This is a genomic window from Romboutsia lituseburensis (assembly GCF_024723825.1).
Taxonomy (GTDB): Bacteria; Bacillota; Clostridia; order Peptostreptococcales; family Peptostreptococcaceae; genus Romboutsia_F; species Romboutsia_F lituseburensis_A.
Genome location: NZ_JANQBQ010000001.1, coordinates 1,289,593 through 1,312,717, shown reverse-complemented (window position 1 = coordinate 1,312,717; position 23,125 = coordinate 1,289,593). Strand labels below are relative to the sequence as shown.

26 protein-coding genes and 1 riboswitch are annotated in these 23,125 nt (G+C 26.9%); of the genes, 19 read left to right on the top strand and 7 right to left on the bottom strand.

The features are described 5' to 3' along the window. The first annotated feature begins 105 nt into the window (after window positions 1-105). From NWE74_RS06410 to NWE74_RS06365, 10 genes are all read left to right on the top strand, one after another. On the top strand, window positions 106-1,473 hold the full coding sequence (locus tag NWE74_RS06410; RefSeq protein WP_258242397.1) for a GTP pyrophosphokinase: 1,368 nt from the start codon (window positions 106-108) through the stop codon (window positions 1,471-1,473). Between the two features lie 74 nt (window positions 1,474-1,547). Beyond that, complete coding sequence (locus NWE74_RS06405) at window positions 1,548-1,925, top strand: CoA-binding protein (protein WP_258242396.1); 378 nt, start codon at window positions 1,548-1,550, stop codon at window positions 1,923-1,925. An 86-nt stretch (window positions 1,926-2,011) separates the two neighbouring features. Beyond that, complete coding sequence (locus tag NWE74_RS06400) at window positions 2,012-2,338, top strand: YbjQ family protein (RefSeq protein WP_258242395.1); 327 nt, start codon at window positions 2,012-2,014, stop codon at window positions 2,336-2,338. Next, a complete protein-coding gene (locus NWE74_RS06395) occupies window positions 2,328-2,483 on the top strand; it encodes a hypothetical protein (RefSeq protein WP_258242394.1) in 156 nt (51 codons plus the stop codon). The genes NWE74_RS06400 and NWE74_RS06395 overlap by 11 nt, the downstream gene beginning before the upstream one ends. A gap of 137 nt (window positions 2,484-2,620) precedes the next feature. Then, window positions 2,621-3,439, top strand: coding sequence for a selenium-dependent molybdenum cofactor biosynthesis protein YqeB (yqeB, locus tag NWE74_RS06390; RefSeq protein WP_258242393.1), 819 nt, complete (start codon window positions 2,621-2,623; stop codon window positions 3,437-3,439). A gap of 31 nt (window positions 3,440-3,470) precedes the next feature. Continuing rightward, a complete protein-coding gene (locus NWE74_RS06385; RefSeq protein WP_258242392.1) occupies window positions 3,471-4,280 on the top strand; it encodes an XdhC family protein in 810 nt (269 codons plus the stop codon). Window positions 4,281-4,305: 25 nt separating this feature from the next. Further along, window positions 4,306-4,809, top strand: coding sequence for a MogA/MoaB family molybdenum cofactor biosynthesis protein (locus NWE74_RS06380; RefSeq protein WP_258242391.1), 504 nt, complete (start codon window positions 4,306-4,308; stop codon window positions 4,807-4,809). A 48-nt stretch (window positions 4,810-4,857) separates the two neighbouring features. Then, window positions 4,858-5,817, top strand: a complete 960-nt coding sequence (moaA, locus tag NWE74_RS06375) for a GTP 3',8-cyclase MoaA (RefSeq protein WP_258242390.1) — start codon at window positions 4,858-4,860, stop codon at window positions 5,815-5,817. 1 nt (window position 5,818) lies between these two features. After that, the gene (gene moaC / locus NWE74_RS06370) at window positions 5,819-6,286 is read left to right on the top strand and encodes a cyclic pyranopterin monophosphate synthase MoaC (RefSeq protein WP_258242389.1); all 468 of its coding nucleotides are present in this window, start codon (window positions 5,819-5,821) and stop codon (window positions 6,284-6,286) included. 15 nt (window positions 6,287-6,301) lie between these two features. After that, window positions 6,302-6,736, top strand: coding sequence for an MOSC domain-containing protein (locus NWE74_RS06365; protein WP_258242388.1), 435 nt, complete (start codon window positions 6,302-6,304; stop codon window positions 6,734-6,736). A gap of 22 nt (window positions 6,737-6,758) precedes the next feature. On the opposite strand, the gene NWE74_RS06360 is transcribed toward NWE74_RS06365, so the two are convergent. Next, complete coding sequence (locus tag NWE74_RS06360) at window positions 6,759-7,502, bottom strand: lysophospholipid acyltransferase family protein (RefSeq protein ID WP_258242387.1); 744 nt, start codon at window positions 7,500-7,502, stop codon at window positions 6,759-6,761. Window positions 7,503-7,724: 222 nt separating this feature from the next. Between NWE74_RS06360 and NWE74_RS06355 the strand changes: the two genes are divergently transcribed. Beyond that, on the top strand, window positions 7,725-8,000 hold the full coding sequence (locus tag NWE74_RS06355; protein ID WP_258242386.1) for a hypothetical protein: 276 nt from the start codon (window positions 7,725-7,727) through the stop codon (window positions 7,998-8,000). A 76-nt stretch (window positions 8,001-8,076) separates the two neighbouring features. Here the strand turns inward: NWE74_RS06355 and NWE74_RS06350 are convergent, their stop codons facing one another. Then, window positions 8,077-9,687, bottom strand: a complete 1,611-nt coding sequence (locus tag NWE74_RS06350; RefSeq protein ID WP_258242385.1) for a Na/Pi cotransporter family protein — start codon at window positions 9,685-9,687, stop codon at window positions 8,077-8,079. A gap of 336 nt (window positions 9,688-10,023) precedes the next feature. Between NWE74_RS06350 and NWE74_RS06345 the strand changes: the two genes are divergently transcribed. Beyond that, window positions 10,024-11,466 carry an SH3 domain-containing protein gene (locus NWE74_RS06345; protein ID WP_258242384.1) on the top strand — a complete coding sequence of 481 codons (1,443 nt, stop codon included), beginning with the start codon at window positions 10,024-10,026 and terminating at the stop codon, window positions 11,464-11,466. A 125-nt stretch (window positions 11,467-11,591) separates the two neighbouring features. On the opposite strand, the gene NWE74_RS06340 is transcribed toward NWE74_RS06345, so the two are convergent. Next, window positions 11,592-11,999 carry a hypothetical protein gene (locus tag NWE74_RS06340; protein WP_258242383.1) on the bottom strand — a complete coding sequence of 136 codons (408 nt, stop codon included), beginning with the start codon at window positions 11,997-11,999 and terminating at the stop codon, window positions 11,592-11,594. 264 nt (window positions 12,000-12,263) lie between these two features. Here NWE74_RS06340 and NWE74_RS06335 point away from each other — a divergent pair, with 264 nt between their 5' ends. Together NWE74_RS06335 and NWE74_RS06330 are read left to right on the top strand one after the other, a co-directional pair. After that, entirely contained in the window at window positions 12,264-12,689 is a 426-nt protein-coding gene (locus NWE74_RS06335; protein ID WP_258242382.1) for a MarR family winged helix-turn-helix transcriptional regulator, read from the top strand. Window positions 12,690-13,036: 347 nt separating this feature from the next. After that, window positions 13,037-14,299 carry a cation:proton antiporter gene (locus NWE74_RS06330; protein ID WP_258242381.1) on the top strand — a complete coding sequence of 421 codons (1,263 nt, stop codon included), beginning with the start codon at window positions 13,037-13,039 and terminating at the stop codon, window positions 14,297-14,299. Between the two features lie 35 nt (window positions 14,300-14,334). Here the strand turns inward: NWE74_RS06330 and NWE74_RS06325 are convergent, their stop codons facing one another. From NWE74_RS06325 to NWE74_RS06315, 3 genes are all read right to left on the bottom strand, one after another. Next, window positions 14,335-14,640, bottom strand: a complete 306-nt coding sequence (locus tag NWE74_RS06325; RefSeq protein WP_258242380.1) for a DUF1540 domain-containing protein — start codon at window positions 14,638-14,640, stop codon at window positions 14,335-14,337. Between the two features lie 87 nt (window positions 14,641-14,727). Next, the gene (locus tag NWE74_RS06320; RefSeq protein WP_258242379.1) at window positions 14,728-15,951 is read right to left on the bottom strand and encodes a sodium/glutamate symporter; all 1,224 of its coding nucleotides are present in this window, start codon (window positions 15,949-15,951) and stop codon (window positions 14,728-14,730) included. A gap of 119 nt (window positions 15,952-16,070) precedes the next feature. Then, window positions 16,071-16,577 carry a thioredoxin family protein gene (locus NWE74_RS06315; protein ID WP_258242378.1) on the bottom strand — a complete coding sequence of 169 codons (507 nt, stop codon included), beginning with the start codon at window positions 16,575-16,577 and terminating at the stop codon, window positions 16,071-16,073. 128 nt (window positions 16,578-16,705) lie between these two features. Then, window positions 16,706-16,765, top strand: a riboswitch (Fluoride riboswitch). Window positions 16,766-16,824: 59 nt separating this feature from the next. Here NWE74_RS06315 and NWE74_RS06310 point away from each other — a divergent pair. The 5 genes from NWE74_RS06310 to NWE74_RS06290 all read left to right on the top strand — a co-directional run bounded on the left by NWE74_RS06310 (window position 16,825) and on the right by NWE74_RS06290 (window position 21,858). Next, on the top strand, window positions 16,825-18,081 hold the full coding sequence (locus tag NWE74_RS06310; protein WP_258242377.1) for a cation:proton antiporter: 1,257 nt from the start codon (window positions 16,825-16,827) through the stop codon (window positions 18,079-18,081). A 39-nt stretch (window positions 18,082-18,120) separates the two neighbouring features. Further along, entirely contained in the window at window positions 18,121-18,876 is a 756-nt protein-coding gene (locus NWE74_RS06305; RefSeq protein WP_258242376.1) for a nitroreductase family protein, read from the top strand. Between the two features lie 6 nt (window positions 18,877-18,882). Then, the gene (locus NWE74_RS06300; protein WP_258242375.1) at window positions 18,883-19,809 is read left to right on the top strand and encodes a potassium channel family protein; all 927 of its coding nucleotides are present in this window, start codon (window positions 18,883-18,885) and stop codon (window positions 19,807-19,809) included. A gap of 112 nt (window positions 19,810-19,921) precedes the next feature. After that, window positions 19,922-21,094: a double-cubane-cluster-containing anaerobic reductase gene (locus NWE74_RS06295; protein WP_309137275.1), complete on the top strand. Its 1,173-nt coding sequence runs from the start codon at window positions 19,922-19,924 to the stop codon at window positions 21,092-21,094. 8 nt (window positions 21,095-21,102) lie between these two features. Then, window positions 21,103-21,858, top strand: coding sequence for an acyl-CoA dehydratase activase (locus NWE74_RS06290; RefSeq protein WP_258242373.1), 756 nt, complete (start codon window positions 21,103-21,105; stop codon window positions 21,856-21,858). Between the two features lie 107 nt (window positions 21,859-21,965). On the opposite strand, the gene NWE74_RS06285 is transcribed toward NWE74_RS06290, so the two are convergent. Beyond that, window positions 21,966-23,024 carry a YgdI/YgdR family lipoprotein gene (locus NWE74_RS06285; protein ID WP_258242372.1) on the bottom strand — a complete coding sequence of 353 codons (1,059 nt, stop codon included), beginning with the start codon at window positions 23,022-23,024 and terminating at the stop codon, window positions 21,966-21,968. Window positions 23,025-23,125 lie beyond the last annotated feature (101 nt).

The following is a 23,125-nucleotide window of genomic DNA, read 5'->3' as shown; positions in this document are numbered from 1 at the left end:
ATTTTATTGAATATGAAATGTATATGAAGTATTTTTGAAGTATATTTACTTAATGTATAATACAGTGATAAACTAAGTAATAAATAAAAATACAGGAGAAATAAAATGAGTTTAAAAGAATTTGAGTTTATAGACGAATCTATAGATATGTTACAGTCTATGGCTCCAACATTAGAATTAATATCAGATGAGCTTAGAAAAAATTTTGAATATATACTACAAGATAAAAATCAGGAATATATAAATATTTCTGCAAGAGTAAAATCAGAAACAAGTTTACAAGAAAAAATTATAAGAAATAGATATTTAAAAAAATATAATGAAGCAACTAATCTTATTCATAATTTATCTGATTTAATAGGTATAAGAATTGAGTGCAGATTTATAGAAGATGAAAATAAAATATATAGAGTCTTAAGACGATACTTTAATAAGACAGATGACAAAGTATATTATTATAATAAAAATAATAAAGATATAAAGCTTAAATTTAATGAAAAACAGCCTATGAAACAAAAAAATGGATTTGAAATTTATAGAATAGATGGATGCATTGAATATATGGATAAACAAATTAAGTTTGAGCTTCAGATAAAATCTCTAGTAAATATTTTTTGGAGTGAAATAGAACATAAAATTATTTATAAAAATAACACATATTTAATAGGGGATAGCTTTTTAAAAGATATGATGTCATCTATTAAGAATAACTTAACCATGATAGATAATCAGTTATTAAGTTTATATAAAAACTTCCAAACAGGAAAGACTAGCAATGAGGATGAAAGAACAAAAGCACTACAAAAGTTTTTAGCTAAAATAACTTATGATACTTTTTCAGCAAAAATGAAAGATAGTATAGGGTTTGTTGTTGACTTTAAAAAACCATGTGAAACTATAATTAGCTATTCATTTAATAAGAAACAAAAAAGCCAAGATGCATTTGGAGATCTTATGATAGAGGAATTAGGGAGATTAAATCATATTGCTAAAAAGGATATTGATTTTACAAAGCCAATAGTATTTGAAGAAGAAGTTATTTTTAAAGATGTATTTTGTAAGAGATTAGGTGAGTATATAGAGTCTAAGTTAAATGCAGAATTTGCATGGAATCTATTCTTTAGAATTCTATTTGAAATAGAACCTTACAATAATAAGCAAGACTTTGAAAATTTTGTCTTATTTATAAAGGATATAGTTTTATCTAAAGATAATAAATCAATAATAGTAAGCAAGTTTGGAACAAAATCTAAAACTATTGTACGAGATATATACGAGAGTATAGCAAATGGATTTACAAATGTAGATAGTGTAGAAATTTTATATGATTATAACTTAGAAAAAATAAATTCATTGACAACAGAATTTGTAACTTATATAAGCCAAGAAATAAATAATTATGAAGAATATTTAGAGAGTAAAGATGAGATAAAGATTGAATTTGAGAAAAAAGTTATTCAAATATTTGAATAAATAAACTTACTTAGCAAAAAAAATATAGTTAAATCATATTATATTAATGAAGTATTTATTTGGGGGTAAAGGGTATGCATTTTTTAAAGTATGATTCATGGGCGGTTGTTGCAAAAGATTATTCATCAGGTAGCAAATCGTATAAAATAATAGAACTTTTAAAAAATCATGAATGTAATGTTGTTGGAATTAACTATGAAAATAATATACAAACTAACGACATATTTATTTATGAAAGTTTAAAGGATGTTCCTCATAATATTGATGTAGTTATAATAGTGGATGAAACTATAGAAACATATGTTATATTAGAAGAAATGGAGCTTTTAGATATAAATAATATTTGGTTTGAAAAAGATAGTTATAATGATGCAATAATAAAAAAAGCAAAAAGTTTAAATATAAATGTAATATATGGAGTAAGTTTATGCAAGGAATTTAATATATATTAATCTTTGATTTAATTAATATATAATATGGTAAGTATAAAAATAATATATGTTATAATTTAGTTAAATAGTATTTAAGGAGGATAGAGATGTTAATATTAACAATAGATAATGTACCAGGGAAAAAAATCAATAAAGTTTTAGGTTTAGCAAAAGGTAGTACTATAAGAGCTAAACATATAGGCAAAGATATTGGGGCTGGATTTAAACAATTAGTTGGTGGAGAACTAACAGGATATGATGAAATGATGACAGAAGCTAGAAAAATAGCTATAAATAGAATGGTTGAAGATGCACAAAGTCAAGGTGCAAATGCAATAATAGGATTTAGGCTAACATCAGCTGCGGTTATGCAAGGTGCAGCGGAAATGCTTGCTTATGGGACTGCTGTAGTTGTAGAAGGTGATGAAAATTAGCGCAGGGTTAATTATAGCTATTATCTTAGGAGTATTAGTTCCAGGGTTATTAGCTTTAGGAAGTATAGTGCTTCTTGTAGTTAAAATAATTGAAAGAAAAAAAGAAAAGAAAAAAGAAGATTGGGATAAATATAAAAACTACTAATAAAAACAGTGTATCTAGAAAAAATACTAGATACACTGTTTTTTGATAATTACGAATTATTTTATATGAAAAAAAATAAATGTATCGTATAATACTAATATATATTGAAAAAAGTATTATAAAGTTTGGAGGTACTGATGGAAAATATAATAGTAGTAAGAGGAGCTGGTGACTTAGCTAGTGGTGTTATACACAAATTAAGCAATTGTGGATTTGATGTAGTAGCATTAGAAGTTGAAAAACCTTTAGCGATAAGAAGAAAAGTTTCATTTTGTGAAGCTATATATGAAAGTGAAGTTGAAATAGATAATGTTATTTGTAAGTTATGTGAAAATTTAGATGACATATATTCTGTGTTGAATGAAGATAAGGTAGCTTTAGTAGTGGATCCGAATGGAGATTATATAAAGCAAATAAAGCCCAAAGTAGTTATAGATGCAATACTAGCAAAAAAAAATCTAGGAACTAATAAAAATATGGCTCCTTTAACAATAGGACTAGGCCCAGGATTTTTTGCAGGGAAAGATGTGGATATAGTTATTGAAACAATTAGAGGACATAATTTAGGTAAAATAATAAAAGAAGGATATGCATTAAAAAATACAGGAACACCAGGTAATATAAATGGAATTGGAAAAGAGAGAGTAGGTTATTCAAGTGCGAGTGGAATAATTAATACCATAGCAGAAATTGGGGATAAGGTAGAAAAGGGTCAAATTCTTGCGCAAATAGTAGATGAAAATCAGAAAATCCATGAAGTAAAAGCTAGTATTTCGGGAGTATTAAGAGGAATTATAAGAAATAAGTCTAATATAGTAAGTAGGCTTAAAATTTTAGATATAGATCCAAGAATAGATGAAGTAAAAAATTGTTATACGATATCAGATAAGGCAAGATGTATAGCAGGTAGTGTATTAGAAACTGTAGTAAAGTATATAAACACAGGAAATATATAAAAAAGTAATTAATTTAAGTTGGAGGTTGCAGATGCACAGTGAAATATTAGATAAAATAAACAATGAAGTTAAAAATGGAAATAAAGTTGCTTTTGCAATGCTTACAGAGGTTAAAGGTTCAAGTCCTGGAAAAGCAGGAGCAACACTTGCATATTTTAAAGATGGAAGTATAATTGGAACTGTTGGTGGAGGAATATTAGAGTATGAGATCATAAATAAATGCAAAGAGTGTTTAGAAAATGAAAATGATAGTCTATTCAAACATTCATTAAATGAAAAGTCGGAAGATACACCTATGCAGTGTGGTGGTAGTGTTACTGGATATATAAAAGTATTTAAGCCTAAGCCTAAGTTGCTGATAGTTGGAGCTGGGCATGTTGGAATTAACTTATACAATGTATCAAGAACTTTGGATTTTTATACTATAATAGTTGATGATAGAGAAGAGTTTGCAAATGAAGAGAGATTTAAATTTGCAAATGAGATATATTCTGGAGATATAAAAAATATTTTAAGTAAGCTAAATATAGATAACAATACATATGTAATAATAGCAACTAGAGGATATGAGAAAGATTTAGAAGCTTTAAGAGAGATTATAAAAAATGATCCTCCATATATAGGTATGATTGGAAGCAATAAAAAATGGGAAAAAATAAAAGATGATTTAGCTAAAGAAAACATAAGTTCAGCTAAATTAAATAAAGTATACGCACCAGTAGGGCTTAATATATGTTCAAATGAAGTGAATGAGATAGCTTTTGGTATAATAGCAGAGCTATTATTAGTTAAAAATAATGGAGATTTATCTCATAGAAAAGACAAAAAATTAAAAAGATAGATGAAGTTAAAAAAGGAGATTGATTATGTTTACAGTTGCAATAATAACACTTAGCGATAAAGGATATGAAGGTCAAAGAGAAGACTTAACTGGTCCTAAAATAAAAGAATATATTGAAGGAACTAATAGATATAAGGTGGTAAGTTATAGATTATTAAAAGATGACAGTAAAATGTTGCAAGAAGAGCTTAGAAAAATCTGTGATAATGAAATAGCAGATTTAATATTAACTAATGGAGGAACAGGTTTTTCTAAAAGAGATATAACACCAGAAGCTACTAAATTAATTATAGAAAAAGAAATACCAGGAATTAGCGAATATATGAGAATGAAATCTAGTGAAATAACTAAAAAAGCTATTTTAAGTAGAGGGATTAGTGGAATTAGAAAAAATTCTTTAATAATAAATTTACCAGGGAGTCCTAAAGGGGCAATTGAAAACCTAAGCTTTGTAATAGATGCATTAGATCATGGAATAGAAATTTTAAAAGGACAAGCTACGGAATGTGCCACGAATAGTCAAAAATAGTATATAATAACTATATATAAAATAGGCAAGTAAAGAGGGTAGCTAGTTATGAATGATAGATTTGGAAGAAATATAAATTATGCACGTATTTCATTAACTGATAAATGTAATTTAAGATGTGTCTATTGTATGCCGTTAGATGCACAATTTAAACAAAAGGGTATAAATGAATCATTAACTACGGATGATTATAAGTTTATTATAAAAGGTCTTGTTGAATTAGGTATAAATAAGATTAGATTTACAGGTGGAGAACCTTTACTGCATCCAGATATCGTTGAAATTATAAGATATACTTATGAAGACTGTGGAATTGACAATATAGGGATAACTACTAATGCAATAGGTCTTTGTGATATTGCATATGAGCTTTATAAAAATGGGCTAAAGACTGTAAATATAAGTGTTGATTCATTAAAAGAATATAGATATAAAAGCGTTACCAGAGGTGGAGATTTAAAAGAGGTAATAAAGGCTCTAAATAAATGTTTAAGTGTAGGGCTTAAAGTAAAAATTAATTGTGTAGTTATAAAAGATTTTAATGAAGATGAAATATTAGATTTTATAATGATGACAAGTATATATCCAATAGATGTTAGATTTATTGAGTTAATGCCGTTAGGTGAAGGAAATAAGTTATATAAACATGGTTATTTCAATATACTTGAAATGATAGAAAATATAGATGAGATGTATAAGGTTAATAATGAAGAAAATAGTGCAGCGCAATATTATAAATATAAAGGCGCAAAAGGTAGGGTTGGAGTAATAACACCAATGAGTTGTTCGTTTTGTAGTACATGTAATAGGATTAGGGTTACATCAAATGGTACTATAAAATTATGCTTACATTCTAAGGAAGAGTTAGATATAAAACCTTATCTTAATAAACCTATGATATTTAGAGAAATAATGAAGGATAATATAGTAGATAAGCCACAAAATCATCATCTAAATGAAAATCAACAAAGTGATACAAGTAGAAATATGTATCAGATAGGAGGCTAAAATGCTAACTCATATAAATGAAAAAGGTTATGCTAAGATGGTAGATATAAGCAAAAAAGATGATACGAGTAGAACAGCTACAGCAGTAGCAACTATTAGTATGAATGAAGAAGTCATAGAAAAGGTAAAAAATGGTCAAGTAAAAAAAGGCGATGTATTATCTGTAGCCCAGGTAGCTGGAATTATGGGAGCTAAAAATACCTCTCTTAATATACCTATGTGTCATCAAATAAACTTAGTAGGTTGCGACTTAGAATTTAAAATAGATGATAAAAATAAGAAAATAAAAATATTTGCAACATGCAAATCTTTAGGCAAAACAGGTGTAGAAATGGAAGCATTAAATGCTTGTTCAATAGCTGCACTTACAATATATGATATGTGTAAAGCTATTGATAAAAGAATTATTATTGAAAATATTCATCTACTAGAAAAAACTGGTGGAAAATCAGGTGAGTTTAAATTTTAGTTAGGGAGATAAAAAATGGCGAAAGTAGTATCAATTAATATAAGTGAAAAAAAAGGGACTGTAAAGATACCTGTAGATAAAGCTGAAATAAAACTAAATTATGGAATTGTTAATGATGCACATGCTGGAAATTGGCATCGTCAGATTTCGATGTTAGCAAATGAAAGTATAGATAAGATGAGACAAAAAGGATTTGATCATTTGAAATTTGGAGATTTTGCAGAGAATATAACAACAGAAGGTATAGAAGTATATTTATTACCCGTAGGATCTAGATTGAAAATTGGAGAATGTGAAGTTGAAGTTACTCAAATTGGAAAAAAATGTCATAAGGGGTGCGGAATAAAAAAAACTACAGGTGAATGTGTAATGCCTAGAGAGGGTATTTTTGTAAAAGTAATAAAAGAAGGATATATTAAAGTAAATGATAATATTGAAGTATTAAAATAAAAGTATGGTAAAATCCATACTTTTATTTATTTCTAAAATCTTTTATTTTATCAATCATTTTATTTTTTATATCGTTAGATAAATGAGTTGACTTTAATTTAGAATTTTTTATGTGGTCATATATAGGATCTAAAAATTCTACCTCTACTGGATGAGAGTGTATTTTTCCTATTGGCTCAAATCCTTCATATATATCTCTTGAATTTTTTATAACTAAAGGAACAATAGGACAATTTGCTTTATAAGCTATTTTAAGTGCACCATTTCTAAAGTCTGAGACTATTGCATTAGGGTCTTTTATCCAAGTTAAATCACCCTCAGGGAAAACAGCCATGCTATGACCTGAAAGTATATTTTTAGATGCTTCTAATATACTTTTTATGCCCTCTCTGTTATTAGATCTATTTATATATATACACTTTATAATATTTGCCCAATCTTTTATTATAGGCATGTTTTTCCATATAGGTTCATCTGCTATTAAACATCCTATAGGCCTATCAACACTAGCCATAAGTATAAAGCTGTCTAGCATACTTGCATGATTCATAACAAATAAAACTGGTTCTTTAGGAATTTTATCTTTTCCCAAGACTGTTAATTTTATATTTATAAAATCAAGAGATTTCTTTGCTTGATTATTAAGAACAGAAAATTTTTCTATAGATGAAAATTTTTCTGGAGATTTTTTAAACTTAATAAGTTTAGGCATAGCCAAAGAAAAACCTATAAATTGATAAGTTGCAAACTTTATATAATTTAACAATAATGTTCATCTCCTCAAAATAAGATTACCTTCAAATAATGATTTTATCATAAAATGATTAGCTTTACAAAAAAATAAGCATTAAATATTAATATTTAGTCATAAAAAATATATCAGTTAGAATATAAATCAATATAAAGGTACATTATGAATTTAAATAAAAAATATTTACTTAAATAAAAATTAGAAATACTTTATATAAATTATATTTAGGAGGGAAACATGGTAAAGCAACTAAATAGAGGGCCTGAAGAAAAATTATTTAGAATAAGAATACTATCTCATAAAGGTGATAAAGTACATATAAAGCTACCTATAGCATTTGTGAAAAAACTTATTCAAAATAATGCATTAGATATATTTAACAATGAAGATGATATAATTGATAGTGAAAAGTTATTAACATTAATTGTTAATGCATTTAACTATAATTTAAATGGAGAAATTGCACGTTTAGAAAGAAGTAATGGAGATATTATAAAAATAATAATAGATTAATAATTTTAAGTAGTTCATACAATAAATTATATTAAAAAGAGTATTAAAAAATTTAATACTCTTTTTAGTTTAGTGTTTATTTTATTTTTAATACTTGTTTTGCTATATTAGAAGCGTGATCAGAAACTCTTTCTAGATTTGAAAGTAAATCTAAATATAATACTCCTGAATCTAAAGAGCATGAATTCTCACTTAATCTGTCCATATGTGATTTCCTAAATAATTTTTCTAAGTAATTTACTTCTTTTTCAGAATCTAATACCTTACGAGCTAAATCTAAATCACCTTTATCCAATGCTATTAATGAATTTTTAAAATTAGCTAAGGCTTTTTCATATATATCTGTTATCTCATCAACTGCATTTTTTGAGAATTTTAAATTTCCATCTATAAGATTTTGAGCTATTTCTGCTATATTTTCTGCATGATCAGAAACCCTTTCAATGTCATTTACTGTGTGGAACAATAAATCTGTTTTTACTCTTTCATCATCATTTAGAGGAGATTTTGATAATTTTAAAAGATAATTTAATAAATCTTTTTGAAGTTTATTAACTATATTTTCAGTTTCAAATGTATTCTTTACTAATTGAGCATCTTTATTTATAAGTCCTTTTAAAGAATAATCTAACGCAGTTGCTGCTTTATTACCCATTCTAAGTACTTCTTTAACAGTATTGCCAAGAGCTATAGATGGAGTTTCTAACATTCTTTCATCTAAGAATTTAGTATTACTTGTACTTTCTTTTTCGGTTGATTTTTCTGGTACTAAAAGCATAGCAATTTTTACTATAAATTTAGAGAATGGTAAAAGTATTATAACATTTATTAAATTGAATAATGTATGAGCATTAGCTATTTGTCTAGCAGCATCATTTGGATCTATTTTAGTAACTATAGCTTGTATAGGAATATTTAAAATAAGCATAAATATAATAGTTCCTATAACGTTGAAAGTTAAATGCATTATAGCTGCTCTTTTAGCATTTCTACTTGCTCCTATACTAGATAATAAAGAAGTAACGCATGTACCTATATTGTCCCCATAAAGTATAGGAAGTGCGGATGTTAAAGGTAACAAACCTTCAGAAGCTAAGGCAATTAGCATACCCATAGAAGCACTTGAACTTTGAACTATACCTGTTATTAAAAAACCAGCAAGTATTCCTAAAATAGGATGAGCTCCAAAGTATAGTAAAGCATCTCTAAACTGAGGTAAATCAGCTAAAGGCTTTACAGCATCTTTCATAAATTCCATACCAGTAAATAGTATACCAAAACCAATTAAAATCTCTGCTAGATGCTTATTTTTTTCTTTTGATGAAAATAAAAAAATGATAATACCTACTCCAAGAGCAACAGGGGCAAGACCTTCTAAGTTAAAAGATACAAGCTGAGCAGTTACTGTAGTACCTATATTAGCACCCATTATAACTCCTATTGCTTGAGGTAAACTCATTATTCCTGCATTTACAAATCCAACAACCATAACAGTAGTAGCACTAGAACTTTGGATAATACCAGTAACTACAACACCGACTAAAACTCCCATAAGAACATTACTTGTAAGAAGTTCTATAATTTTTTTTAATTTATCTCCCGCGGATTTTTGAAGACCTTCTCCCATAAGATTCATTCCATAAAGGAAAAGTCCAAGACCTCCGATAAGGCTTATTGCTATGTTCAACTTTGTGTCCTCCTTAAATGTAATTAAAATTATTCTTTTTATTAGTTTGTCCATAAAATTCAAAATAAAACTTATTTGATTTAGATTTGGACATACGTACTAATATAAAAATGGCAAACTTTTATTTAGGAAATTTGGTAATTAATAAGAAAATAAACAAAAACTTATTACCCCTATATATAAATATAAACAAAAATGTAAAAAAAGTATATAAATGTAAAAAAAATATAACAAAAGATAAATTAACGTATATAATAGAAGTAAGGATAACCTTGAACATTTAGGATTTAAAATATATATTGTAAAGAAATAAAGATTTAAAGAGGAGATTGTTTTATGGTAGATAAAAAGATAGCAGTAGCACTTTGTGCTACTACAATAGGATTTGCAATGGCATCAACAGATTCATTTGCAAATGAAAGTCAAGGTATTATAACAGTAAGTGCTTTAAACATAAGGAGTGGCCCGAGTACAAGTTACTCTGTAGTAACAAAGGCGTATAAAGGGGATAAAGTAGAAATATTAGAAAGCTCTAATGGATGGCATAAAGTGAAATTGTCAAATGGAAGTATAGGATGGGGAAGTGGATCTTATATAAGCGTAGATGGAAATTCGGGATCAGTAACTCCTGAAACACCATCAACAGGTAAAAAGGCTACAATAACAACAAGTTCATTAAACATAAGAAGTGGACCAAGTACAAGTTATTCTGTAGTAACAAAGGCGTATAAAGGGGATAAAGTAGAGATATTAGAAAGCTATAATGGATGGTATAAAGTGAAATTATCAAATGGACAAGTAGGATGGGGAAGTGGTTCTTATATAAGTTTAGATGGAGATTCGGGACAAACAGATCAGGAAATACCTGTTAATCCAGATACACCATCAACAGGAAAAGAAGGAGTAATAACAACAAGTTCATTAAATATAAGAAGCGGACCAAGTACAAGTTATTCTATAATAACAAAAGCATCAAAAGGGGATAAAGTAGAAATATTAGAAAGTTCTAATGGATGGTATAAAGTAAAATTATCAAATGGAAAAATAGGATGGGGAAGTGGTTCTTATATAAGTTTAGGCGGTAACTCAGGATCTACAAATCCAGAAATTCCAGAAACTCCTTCAATAGGTAAAAAAGGAATAATAACAACGAGTTCACTAAATATAAGAAGTGGACCAAGTACGAGTTATTCTATAATAACAAAAGCATCAAAAGGTGAAGCTGTAGATGTTTTAGAGAGTTCAAATGGATGGTACAAGATAAAACTATCAAATGGAAAAATAGGATGGGGAAGCAGCTTATATATCAGTCTAAATGGTAACTCGTCTGGGAATACAAATGATGGAAACAATTCAGATAATGGGTCATCTGAAAATAATGGGAATGGAAGTGAGTCAATTCCACAAGATAAAGTACAAGCTATTGTTGATATTGCTAAAGATCAAATAGGAAAACCTTACGTATGGGGAGCAGAAGGTCCTGATACTTTTGATTGTTCTGGATTAACATATTATGTATATGGAAAAGTAGGAATAAAGTTACCTAGAGTATCTAGAGATCAATATGGTGTTGGAACATATGTAAGTAGATCTAATTTACAGCCTGGAGATTTATTATTCTCAAGTACAGATGGAAGTGGAAATATAACACACGTTGGTATATATATTGGTAATGGAGAAATGATACACTCACCTAAACCAGGTGCAAATGTTCAAACAACTAATATAAATAGTTCTTATTGGCAAAATGCTCATATAGGTGCTAAAAGGGTTATATAATAAAAAGGTTATCTAAAATAATATTATTTTAGGTAACCTTTTTTTATAAATCTCTTTGCTTGAAAATGAAAATTCTGAAAAAATAAACTATAAATTTAGGTATTAACTTAAGTTTCAAAATTAATTTATATTAAGAATGCAAATAACAATAATGAAGCTAATACAAAGCAAGTTATACTTTGACATTTATTATTACAATTTTTATTATAACAAGATTTTTTAGAACATGTATCATTACACATACACTTACATTTGCTATACTTACAATTATTTTTGCAATAGTTCTTTCTTTTTTTATAACATTTATATTTTAAATTTTTACTAGTAGAAGAATTATAATAAGGTATTTTAGAACTAGAGCTACAGTGGAATGAATTACAATTATTTTTTTCAGAATAAATAGGGTATGTTTTTAGATCATAATAATTATTATTTTGATTATTTTTAATAATTTTATAATTGCAATAACATGGATAGTGATTGCAATTACTACAGATACTTATAGAATTTTGATAAAACTTACTTCCAGCCATGAGAATCCCCCTTTAAATTGATTTTTAATAAATAATATGACAAAAATGATTAAAAAGTTACAATTCATAGCACATAATATATAAACTTAAAAAACTATTTAAAAATATTATAAAAAATGATATACTTGATTTAGTCAACTAAAACTAGAGAGAGTAATATTAATGCTTTTGAAATATTTTTAATATAGAAACAAATAACTTTTGGATTTACAGAGTCTATAATATATAATAGAATAAATAAATAAGTTAATAGAGGTGAGACATTTGGAGTTTGAGTTGGTTAACAGGTATAAAACCGAAATAAATAAAGATTTTAGAAAGTATGCGGAATCAGTATTAAAAGAATATGATTTTACAATAGCTAATTTAAAATATTTATTTATAATAGAAAGAAATCAAGGTATAAATTTAAATGAAATAGCGACTGAGCTTAACATAGATAAAGCAATGGTTACAAGAGGTATAAAAAAACTTGTTGATTTAGGTTATGTAAATAAAGATCAAGATGAAAATGATACAAGAGCATACAAACTTTCAGTAAGTGAAAAGGGAGATAAGATATTAAATTCTCTTAGAGGTATATTTAAAGAATGGTTTGATAAAGTAACTCATGATTTCTCGGAAGAAGAAAGAACAATCTATATAAAATTAATGAAAAAAGTATATGAAAATAGAGTATATAAATCATAAAAAAATAGTTTTAGAAATAGCATTAAAATCTTTTAGTGCTATTTTTTTTTGTTTTAAAAATAAAAAAAAATAAAAAGAATTTAAAGTTTAATAATTAAAAAATAAAATCATTAACCAAGGATAGTATTAAAGGTTCAAAAGATCCATATAGGAAAATGTTATTTATAATATATTTCGATTATAAATGCATATAAATAGAATAATCATAAAAAAAAATTATTATTATTATAAAAAAATATGATAATTTAATAACAATAAAAATAGTTGACGTAGTCAAAAGTTAGGAATATAATTAGTTCTATCGAAAAAATTTAACATAAATTTAATAATTCAAGAGGTGAGTACAAATGGAAAATACAGTAGAAGCAATTGCAACTAACAACTTATTATTAATATTTGCAGCTATTGCTATAACAGGTATAGTATTAGGTAAAGTTAGTGAAATTATAAAAATCCCAGACGTTATATTATATTTAATTGCAGGAATAATAATTGGACCAGCAGTTCTTAACTTAATAAGTATAGAGTCTTTTCCTATAGAAAATAATTTAATACTTACATTTGGTTCAGCGTTCATATTATATGAGGGTGGTAGAGAGATAAATTTAAAAGTTTTAAATAAAGTAAAAATAAGTGTTGGTATGTTGGCAACAATAGGAGTTATAATATCAGCTGGAGTAGTTGGAGTGTTTGCTGGAAAAATTTTCGGATTACCTATAATGACAGCATTACTTTTAGGCGCTGTTATAGCATCAACAGATCCAGCAGCTTTAATACCAGTATTCAAACAAGTAACTATAAAAGATAAAATAAAGCAGACTGTAGTTAGTGAATCAGCATTCAATGATGCAGTAGGAGCTATATTAGTGTCAACATTACTAGGTGTTGTGACAAGTGGACAATTATCAATAGCAAAAAGCTTAGAAGAATTAGTTATATCAACTGTTGTAGGAATAAGTGTTGGTGTGGCTATGGGGTATATATTCTCAGTATTAATATCTGATAAGAAGTGGGGAATATTTCATTCATATGCTCCAATAATGTCTATATTAAAAGTAGCATTAGCCTATGAAGTAGCTGTACTTCTACATGGGAGTGGGTATATGGCAGTGTTTATAGCTGGATTAATAGCTGGAAATAAAAAAATATTTGGCCTTTGGGTTCCGGAATACGATTTCTATTCAGAACATTGCTTTAGAGAGAGTGTTGGATCATTATGTCGTATGGCAATATTTGTAGTACTAGGAACACAAGTCAATTTAGCAGCACTTTCGCAATATTGGGCTCCAGCATTAGCTGTTGTACTAGTATTAATGTTTGTTGCTAGGCCATTAGTAGTTTTAGTATCTACATCATTTGACAAAAATGCAAAATGGACTCTTAAAGATAAATTATTCATGATGTGGGTTAGAGAAACAGGTGTTATACCAGCGGCATTATCTGGAATAATAGTTTCAATGAAAATACCAGGGTATGAAATCATATCGTCAGTTGTATTTATGACTATATTAGTAACACTAATTGTACAAGCAAGTACTACTAAGCTAGTGGCTAAAAAACTTGGAGTATTAGAAGAAGAACAAGAAGAAAAAATAAAATCAGTTGCTTAAATTTTTTAAACCCAGAGGAATTTTATCCTCTGGGTTTATTTTACTTGAAATGTTTCACAGCTATCATTTTCTTGATTTATTTGAACGTTACTAGCACCACAGCCACCACTAAAATTGTATTTACAGTTAATAGCAGAGCAAGAGACATTTTGAGTTCCTGTTAAAGATGTTTGGTCATTAGAATTTGACAAATTGAATGAATGAGCATCTCTAAAGCTATCGCAATAAGTTTCAGGTGTTATGTAAGCATCAAATCCTTCAATTTTAATATGGGAAGCATAGCAATTCCCAGATTTATTAAAAGCACATGTGTTATCTGCGCAATTTAGATTACTTTGCATAAATTACCTCCTAAAAATAACTATATTAGTAGTATGACAATTTTTTTTAGTATTTAATCATTAAAAATAAATTTTGATATTTACTATCTAGGATAAGATATTAATAAAAAATATAATTGAAGGCATGGTGAAAATATCCAATAAAAATGCAGCAACTAAAGGAACCACTAAAAATGCCTTTTCAGAATAACCGTAAGAACTACTTACTGAATGCATATTAGCTAATGCGTTAGGTGTGGCACCCAAACAGTGGCCGATTATTCCACTTACCATAATAGCTGCATCTAAATTTTTACCTAAAGCTTTAAATACTATAAATACAGAGAATAAAACTATAAATATAGCTTGGGAAATTACTATTAAAATAATAGGGCCAAACAAACTAGAAAGTTTAAATAAATCTATGCTCATAAGAGCCATAGTTAAAAATAAACCTAATGAAATTTCACTCAATAAATCTATTATATTAAAATCAAAATCTAAAAATTTTATTTTATCATTTACATTTCTTAAAAGCACTGAAATTACCATACATCCTGTTATACTTGGAATTAATATAGTTGTTGCATTAAAAATAATTTTAGATATAAATTCTCCCAAGCTTATACAAATTAAAATAACTAAAATTTGCTCTAAAAATAATGAAACATCTAGTTTATATGAGTTAGAAGAAGTTATAGAGAAATTTTTAAAAGTATTATTTTTTAATAATTTTAAATTTGAAGTATATAAACTAGAAGATAAGTTATTTTTTTCTATAAGATATTTTGCTACGGGTCCTCCTAATAAACCTGCAAAGATAAGTCCAAAAGTAGCAGCGGCTATTCCGACGCTAACGGCATTATCTATGCCTAGTCCTTCAATTGTAGAACCAAATGCAGCAGCAGATCCATGACCACCTACCATAGATATTGTTCCACACATAAGACCTAAAAGTGGGTTTATATGAGTTAATTTTGATAAAAAAAGTGACAAGATATTTTGAGAAAATGCTAAAACTCCACAAAGTATCCAATAAATAATTAGCTCTTTACCACCTTTTTTTGCCAGAGAAAGACTTATGCTAAGTCCTATTGTAGTAAAGAAAAAACATATTAAATAACCCATTATATTGGTGTTCATAGTTATAGTACAAATTTTAAAATATCTTAAAAATAAATTTAAAATACAAAATAAAAGACCTCCAACTACAGGAGCTGGTATACAAAACTTATTAAATAAATTTATTCTATTTTTTATAAATTTTCCGATAAAAAAGAGTGAAATAGAAAGTATAAGTGTAGATACAATATTTAAATCTATTAATATCAAAAGTATCCCTCCAAAGTATTTATAATTAATAAAATATATTAATAATTAGGACAAAATATTAAAAAAAGAGATAATTAAAATATGAATATTTTAATTATCTCTTTTTTGTAATATAAAAATTATATGGATTTTAGAATTTTTATAAAATCATTTACACTAGAATGTATATATTGTCCTTTGTAATAGTCTAATTTTATAGACTCAAAATCTTCAATTGACTTAACCACTGTTGGTCTTTCTTCGAAGATACCTTTAATATTGAAATTTTTATCAAGTATACATACTGTTGGACCTTTAAAGTTTTCCTTATCTATATTTAATATAGAAGATAAGTATTTTTTTCCTCTAGCCATAGTTATAATAGAAATGTTAAAGTTTGAATTTATATCACAGAACTTTTTTAGTATACTTATATTGATTTGAAAATCAGGACACCAAATTTCACCAGATACTAAAAAATTGACTTCAAAATCAATACTTTTTAAAAATTCAATTGTATTTTCCTCTAAGCTTATTCTAGAATGGTTTTTGGGAATTCTAGCTCTTTCACTTTTAGATCCTTGTCCAACTGCACTTTCAAAATTAATACCTACATCAAATAATTCTTCTAGGCTCATTTTAGTCATAAAGTTACCTCCTAAAAAATTTTATATAAATATACTAACATTAATTAAATATATTATCTATAAGTATAATAAAAATTAAAGTTATACAATAAATTTACAAATTAATGAAAGTATGATATTATTTAGATAATCATATAGGCGATGGAGTTCGCCTTTAAATGCGAAAAGCTAATGACTCCTACTCTTTTAAGGGTAGGAGTCTATTTTTTTGTAAAAAAATTAAAATTAAAAATTATAGGAGGAGTATATGATAACAATATTAATTAGCTTGGTTGTTATAGGAATTTTATCTAATTGTAGTGGAAAAATAGTAGAAAAAATAAAATTACCATCATTAATAGGTATGATGATTGTAGGTATGATAATAGGTCCAGCTATCTTAAATTTAGTGCCTAAACAAACTTTAGATATATCACCAATTATAAAAGATATAGCGCTTGTAACAGTTTTATTTATAGGAGGATTAGGCATAAATATTTCTCAAATTAAGCAAATAGGTAGGCCTGCGGTGTTACTTAGTGTGATCCCGGCAACATTGGAAGGATTTACAATATCATTTTTAGCAATTATATTTTTAAATTTTACATTTGTGCAAGGTGCAATTTTAGGATTTATAATAGCGGCGGTTTCACCTGCTGTTTTAATACCAGCAATGGTATCTTTGATAGAAAGGAAGTTAGGGCAAGATAAAGCTATACCGCAAATGTTACTGGTAGGCGCTAGCTGTGATGATACAATTGCTATAACATTATTTACTACTTTTTTAAGCATATACATACAAAGCGAATCAGGTAACAATATATCTATATTGATTCAATTATTCTTAATACCAATAACAATAATTAGTAGCTTGATAGGAGGATTTTTAGTATTTAAAATAAGTAAGAAGTTCATAGGATCAACTAGTAATAGTTATTTAAAAACAATAATAGCATTTATATTTTGCTTAATAATGAGAAGTATCGAAAAAAATTTAGACGTTGAAATATTTAATTCTTTATTAGCAGTAATGGTGTATGGATTCTTTATTCGAAATTATTTAAGTGATAGCTCTAAAATGATTTTAGAAAATATGAATTATGTTTGGAAAACGGGGAAATTATATTTATTTACTTTTGTTGGAATGGCAATAAATCCAACACTAGTAGGTAAATATTTTATTGTAGGATTAATATTACTTACAATTTCATTAAGTATACGTTCTTTAGGTGTATTAATTGCGCTTAATGGAACTAATTTAAGTAGAAAAGAAAAGTTGTTTTGTATAATAGCATATCTTCCAAAGGCAACAGTACAATCAGCAAAAGCATCTATTCCTTTGCAAATGGGGGTTGCAGGTGGCGAAATAATGCAGGCTATTGCAATATTAAGTGTGTTAGTAACAGCACCTATAGGAGCAATAGGTATAGAACTTACATCAGAGAAAATTCTTAAAAAAGAAGAAAATTTTGAAAAAATAGCTAAAGATATAAATATAATTGAAAAAAATATCCAAACTATATAATATATCTATAAATATAAAAAATAGAAAGGGTATAAATATATGGAATTAAAAAAACAATGGTTAGATTCTGTAAATAATAGAGTGTCAAGACGTACGTATTTAGAAAAAGACTTAAATGATACTGATATATTGTCTATTACAAATTTAATAGATGAAATAAATAAAGAAAGTAAATTAAATATACAGTTTATTAAAAATGGAAAATTATGTATAAGTGGATTTAAAGCTTCTTATGGAATGATAAGTGGTGTTAATTCATTTGTAGCATTAGTAGCTAATAAAGATATAAAAAATTATAAACAAAAAATTGGATATTATGGAGAAATGATTACTCTACAAGCTACTTCATTGGGACTTGGAACTTGTTGGGTTGGGGGAACCTATGATAAAAACTTATGTAAAAAGCATATAAAGTTCAGTGATAATGAAGATTTAATAGGTATAATTGCAATTGGATATGTTCCAAAAGAATTATCTATAAAAGAAAAAGTAGTAAAAAACTTAAATAAAAAAAATAAAGATCTAAAAGATCTGTTTATTAATAATCAAAAAGAATTATATTCTTGGATGGAAAGCGGAGCAGAGTTTGCATTAAAAGCTCCGACGGCATTAAATAAAAAAGAAATATCATTTGAAGTTAATGATGGAAAAGTAAAAGCCATAATAAACAGTAAAAATCATGGATATGAAGATATTGATTTAGGAATCTGTATGTTACATTTTGAACTAGGTGCAAACAAAGAAGGGCATTTGGGAAATTGGTATAATGAAAATGGAAGTTATATTTTTTACTAATAGAAAATGAGAAAAAAATATATTATTTATAATGCAATTATGGCAATTCTTTCATTAGTAATTGCCATAATTTTGGTTTTAGAGCTAACTTTAGACTTAAGTTATGAGGCACAGTTTATATTAAATAGTATAGATTTAATAATATGGATTATATTTGTAGCAGATTATGTGATAAGGCTTTACAAGAGTAAAAATAAAACTAAATTTGTAAAAAGAAACCTTATAGATTTAATTTCTATAATACCTGTATACTCTATATTTAGAGTTTTTAAAGCGATTAGAATATTTACTATAGGACGGATAGCACGTTTATCTGAATTAAGTAAAGTAATAAGAATTTTAGCAATAACAAGAAGGTCAAATAAAAACTTATCTGAGTTTATGAAGACTAATAATTTTAATTATACTGTTGGAATTGCCATAGTTATTATATTTGCTGGCTCTGTAACTATGTCATACGTAGAAAACATTAGTTTAGGAGATGCATTATGGTGGAGCATTGTAACTGTAACTACAGTTGGGTATGGAGATATTTCACCTGTTACACCACTAGGACGAATTGTTGCATCTATTTTAATGATAATGGGAATAGGATTTTTAGGATCATTGACATCAACTTTATCAACATATTTTATAAAAAAGGAAAAACTAAAATATCAAGAAATGCTAAAGGAAAATGAAGAATTACAAGAACAAAATGAGAAGGAGGACATTATAGAAATTTTAGATGGTGAACAACCTATAGACAATGACGATGATAAAAAAGATAATGATATAAATATAGAAATACAAGAAAATATTAATCAAAATAAAGCAGAATATAAAAATAGCGTAGTAAAAGATATAATTAATAGGCTAGAAAGATTTGATCAAATAACAGAAGAAGAGCTTAAAACTATGCTTAAGGTATTAATATCTTTAAAAGAGAAATAAAATATCGAAAAAATCTATAGTTAGAGATGTATATATAGAAAAAAACATTAAGAACGTATTGAGAAAAATGTTAAAATTTAGGAAGGGATAAAATAATTTAAGGGGGATGTTTATGATAAATTTACCAGATAAATTTGAGAGTTTTAATGAAGCAAGAAGGAATGGATTTATAAAAGCAAAAGAATTAAAAGAAAGCGGTAAAAAAATGGTTGGGACATTTTGCACATATACTCCAGCAGAAATCCCTATGGCAGCGGGTGCTGTCACAGTTGGTGTTTGTGGTGTAAGTGAAGAACCTATTCCAGATGCAGAAAAAGTTCTACCAAGAAACCTTTGCCCATTAATTAAATCAAGTTATGGACATGCTATAACAGATACCTGTCCTTATTTTTACTTCTCAGATATGCTAATAGGAGAAACGACTTGCGATGGAAAGAAAAAAATGTATGAAGAGTTAGCCAAGGTAAAGCCTACTCATGTAATGCATTTACCTAATATGCAAAGAGGAGAATATACATATAAACTTTGGAAAGAAGAAATAAAAATACTAAAAGAAGAAACTGAAAAATTATTAGGTGTGACTATAACTGATGAGGATATTAAATTAGCTATAAAAGATAAAAATGAAGAAAGAAAGCTATTAAAAGAATATTATGAGTTAGCTAAATTAAAACCATCAGCTTTAACAGGAACGGAATTGCATCAAGTACTATATCAATCAGGATTTAAATTTGATAGAGATGAGCTTAAATTAGAACTAAGAAGCTTAATAGATTTAATGAAAAAAAGATATGAAGATGGAAATTGTCCTGTGGATAAAGATAAACCTAGAATATTAATTACAGGATCACCAATAGCAGGTATAAACGAAAAGATTATAAAGACTATAGAAGATAGCGGAGCTTCGATAGTCGCATATGAACTTTGCGGTGCTATAAGAAATAATGATGAGCTTGTTGATGAAAATAATGAAGATGTATATGATGCATTAGCTAAAAAATATTTAAATATAGGATGCTCTTGCATGATGCATAATGATAATAGAGAAAAGATGTTAGATAGATTAGTAGATGAATATGAAGTTGATGGTGTTATAGATGTAGTACTTCAAGCTTGCCATACGTTTAATGTTGAAAGTTATAGAATAAAGGAATTTATAACTAATGAAAAAAATATACCATATATGACTATAGAAACTGATTACTCTAAGTCTGATACAGAACAGTTAAGAACTAGATTTGAAGCGTTTATAGAGATGATAGAAGATGGAGTATGCGTAAAATAGGAGGAGTAATGTATAGTATAGGAATAGACTCAGGATCAGTGGCTACAAAAGGGGTACTATTTAATGGAGAGAAAATAGTTAAAAAAGTGGTTTTACCAACAGGATGGAGTCCTAAAACTTCTTCTAAACAGGTACTTGAATTGTTGTTAGAAGAAGTAACAAAGGATGATATAAAAAAAATAGTAGGAACAGGGTATGGAAGAGTTAGTATGGACTTTGTAGATAAAAAGGTAACTGAAATTACATGCCATACTAAAGGAATACATTTTTTAAATAAGAATATTAAGACTATTTTGGATGTCGGGGGACAAGACAGTAAGGTTATAAATTTAGACAATGAAGGTAGTATTACTAATTTTATGATGAACGATAAATGTGCAGCAGGAACAGGGCGATTTCTAGAAATAACATCAAACTTATTAGGCAGTGATATACAAGACATAGATTCCTTAGCTAAGGATAAAAATCCAATAAGTATATCTTCTATGTGTACGGTATTTGCAGAAAGTGAAATTGTTAGTTTATTAGCTCAAAATGTAAAAAAAGAAAATATAGCCGCTGGGATATTACAATCTATAGCAAATAAATCAGTAGCAATGTTAAATCGTGGTGATATAGTTGATGAAATTGCATTTACAGGTGGCCTTGCACAAAGTAATGTTCTTGTAGGTATGATAGAAAAAATACTTGGAAAAAAAATATTTATAGCAGAGGACACTCAAATAATTGGGGCATTAGGAGCTGCAGTAATAGGATTTAAATAGAAATAAAAGATCCCTATACAAGAGTATATATTGTATAGGGATCTTTTATTTCTATTTAAATAAATTAATGTATTAAGGGGTATATAATACAAAAACTTTTGATAGCTTTAATCTAAAACTGATTTATAAAAATCTAAACTAACTTTTTCTAAAGATGTTTTATTTGGGTCAAAATTTATATCTCTTAGGTAATTATAGAATTTTAAATCATAGACATAATTACTATGCTCATATGTGCTACCATAATATCTGTACTCTAAATATTTTGCAAATCCTGAGATTAAATTTTCTAAACACCAATCTTCAAATGGATAAGATGTAGTATAAAGATCGTTGTACATATGTACAAAGTCTTCTTTTTTTTGAAGTTGATTAGATAAAATCAAGAAATCTTTATTATAAGACAATGTTTTAAATAAAGGCCTAGAATATTTATAAAATGGTAAACTTACAACATCAAGTATTGATGAATTTGAGCTTATTGTAGAAATCATGAAATTATCATATTCAAAAGAGTGAGTTTCAACTGGATTAAAACTATAGTACATAATTGACTTATAGTTTTTGTCTAATGTTACTCCTGACATTTTTTCTACAAATTTTAATACATTTACATCATTAATGGAAAGTTTTTTATTTAATTCATGAGCTTTTTTTGCATAAAAGCTGTCTTTTTTATTTATGTAATCTTCAAAGTATTCATTATAAAAATATTTTAAAAACTTGTCCAAATCTTTTTTTAAAAAACTAGGTAAATTTAAACTATCATCTGAATTTATCTTAGTTATAATATCTTCAACTGAGCAATTATCATCTAAACTAATAATTATGTTTATATAGTCCCAAGAATCTCTAGATAAAAATAAGTTATTTAAAGCTTTTTTCATTTCGACATCCATGGATTCATATGATTTAACCAACCATTTATAATGCTTATAGTCATTCTTAGAAGAATTTTTATAAAAGGATTCACTGAATTTATCCGGATTAGATACATTTACATTATACATTTCATATGCTGTTTGTATTAGTGAAATTTTTAATGTAAGTCCTTTGACCACTATATCAGGACTATTATTTTCAGAGATAGCGTCAGTGCTTGAGCAACCACTAAAAATAAGCATAGATAATGCGATTAATAAAATAAAAATTTTTTTTTTGCCCAAGTTAAGACCTCCTCAATAATTATATTAATAAAATAATAATCATAAACATTTTATTAAATTAGTATATATAATAAGTTAACTTAAAAAATTAAAATCCCTTT

Bases quoted from the DNA above. Each gene is read 5' to 3' on its own strand.
- moaA (WP_258242390.1), top strand. From the start codon at position 4,858: ATGAATGATAGATTTGGAAGAAATATAAATTATGCACGTATTTCATTA.
- NWE74_RS06405 (WP_258242396.1), top strand. From the start codon at position 1,548: ATGCATTTTTTAAAGTATGATTCATGGGCGGTTGTTGCAAAAGATTAT.
- NWE74_RS06345 (WP_258242384.1), top strand. From the start codon at position 10,024: ATGGTAGATAAAAAGATAGCAGTAGCACTTTGTGCTACTACAATAGGA.
- NWE74_RS06310 (WP_258242377.1), top strand. From the start codon at position 16,825: ATGATAACAATATTAATTAGCTTGGTTGTTATAGGAATTTTATCTAAT.
- NWE74_RS06395 (WP_258242394.1), top strand. From the start codon at position 2,328: ATGAAAATTAGCGCAGGGTTAATTATAGCTATTATCTTAGGAGTATTA.
- NWE74_RS06290 (WP_258242373.1), top strand. From the start codon at position 21,103: ATGTATAGTATAGGAATAGACTCAGGATCAGTGGCTACAAAAGGGGTA.
- NWE74_RS06365 (WP_258242388.1), top strand. From the start codon at position 6,302: ATGGCGAAAGTAGTATCAATTAATATAAGTGAAAAAAAAGGGACTGTA.
- NWE74_RS06325 (WP_258242380.1), bottom strand. From the start codon at position 14,640: ATGCAAAGTAATCTAAATTGCGCAGATAACACATGTGCTTTTAATAAA.
- NWE74_RS06305 (WP_258242376.1), top strand. From the start codon at position 18,121: ATGGAATTAAAAAAACAATGGTTAGATTCTGTAAATAATAGAGTGTCA.
- NWE74_RS06400 (WP_258242395.1), top strand. From the start codon at position 2,012: ATGTTAATATTAACAATAGATAATGTACCAGGGAAAAAAATCAATAAA.
- NWE74_RS06340 (WP_258242383.1), bottom strand. From the start codon at position 11,999: ATGGCTGGAAGTAAGTTTTATCAAAATTCTATAAGTATCTGTAGTAAT.
- NWE74_RS06315 (WP_258242378.1), bottom strand. From the start codon at position 16,577: ATGACTAAAATGAGCCTAGAAGAATTATTTGATGTAGGTATTAATTTT.
- NWE74_RS06385 (WP_258242392.1), top strand. From the start codon at position 3,471: ATGCACAGTGAAATATTAGATAAAATAAACAATGAAGTTAAAAATGGA.
- NWE74_RS06295 (WP_309137275.1), top strand. From the start codon at position 19,922: ATGATAAATTTACCAGATAAATTTGAGAGTTTTAATGAAGCAAGAAGG.
- NWE74_RS06300 (WP_258242375.1), top strand. From the start codon at position 18,883: ATGAGAAAAAAATATATTATTTATAATGCAATTATGGCAATTCTTTCA.
- NWE74_RS06330 (WP_258242381.1), top strand. From the start codon at position 13,037: ATGGAAAATACAGTAGAAGCAATTGCAACTAACAACTTATTATTAATA.
- NWE74_RS06380 (WP_258242391.1), top strand. From the start codon at position 4,306: ATGTTTACAGTTGCAATAATAACACTTAGCGATAAAGGATATGAAGGT.
- NWE74_RS06410 (WP_258242397.1), top strand. From the start codon at position 106: ATGAGTTTAAAAGAATTTGAGTTTATAGACGAATCTATAGATATGTTA.
- NWE74_RS06355 (WP_258242386.1), top strand. From the start codon at position 7,725: ATGGTAAAGCAACTAAATAGAGGGCCTGAAGAAAAATTATTTAGAATA.
- yqeB (WP_258242393.1), top strand. From the start codon at position 2,621: ATGGAAAATATAATAGTAGTAAGAGGAGCTGGTGACTTAGCTAGTGGT.
- moaC (WP_258242389.1), top strand. From the start codon at position 5,819: ATGCTAACTCATATAAATGAAAAAGGTTATGCTAAGATGGTAGATATA.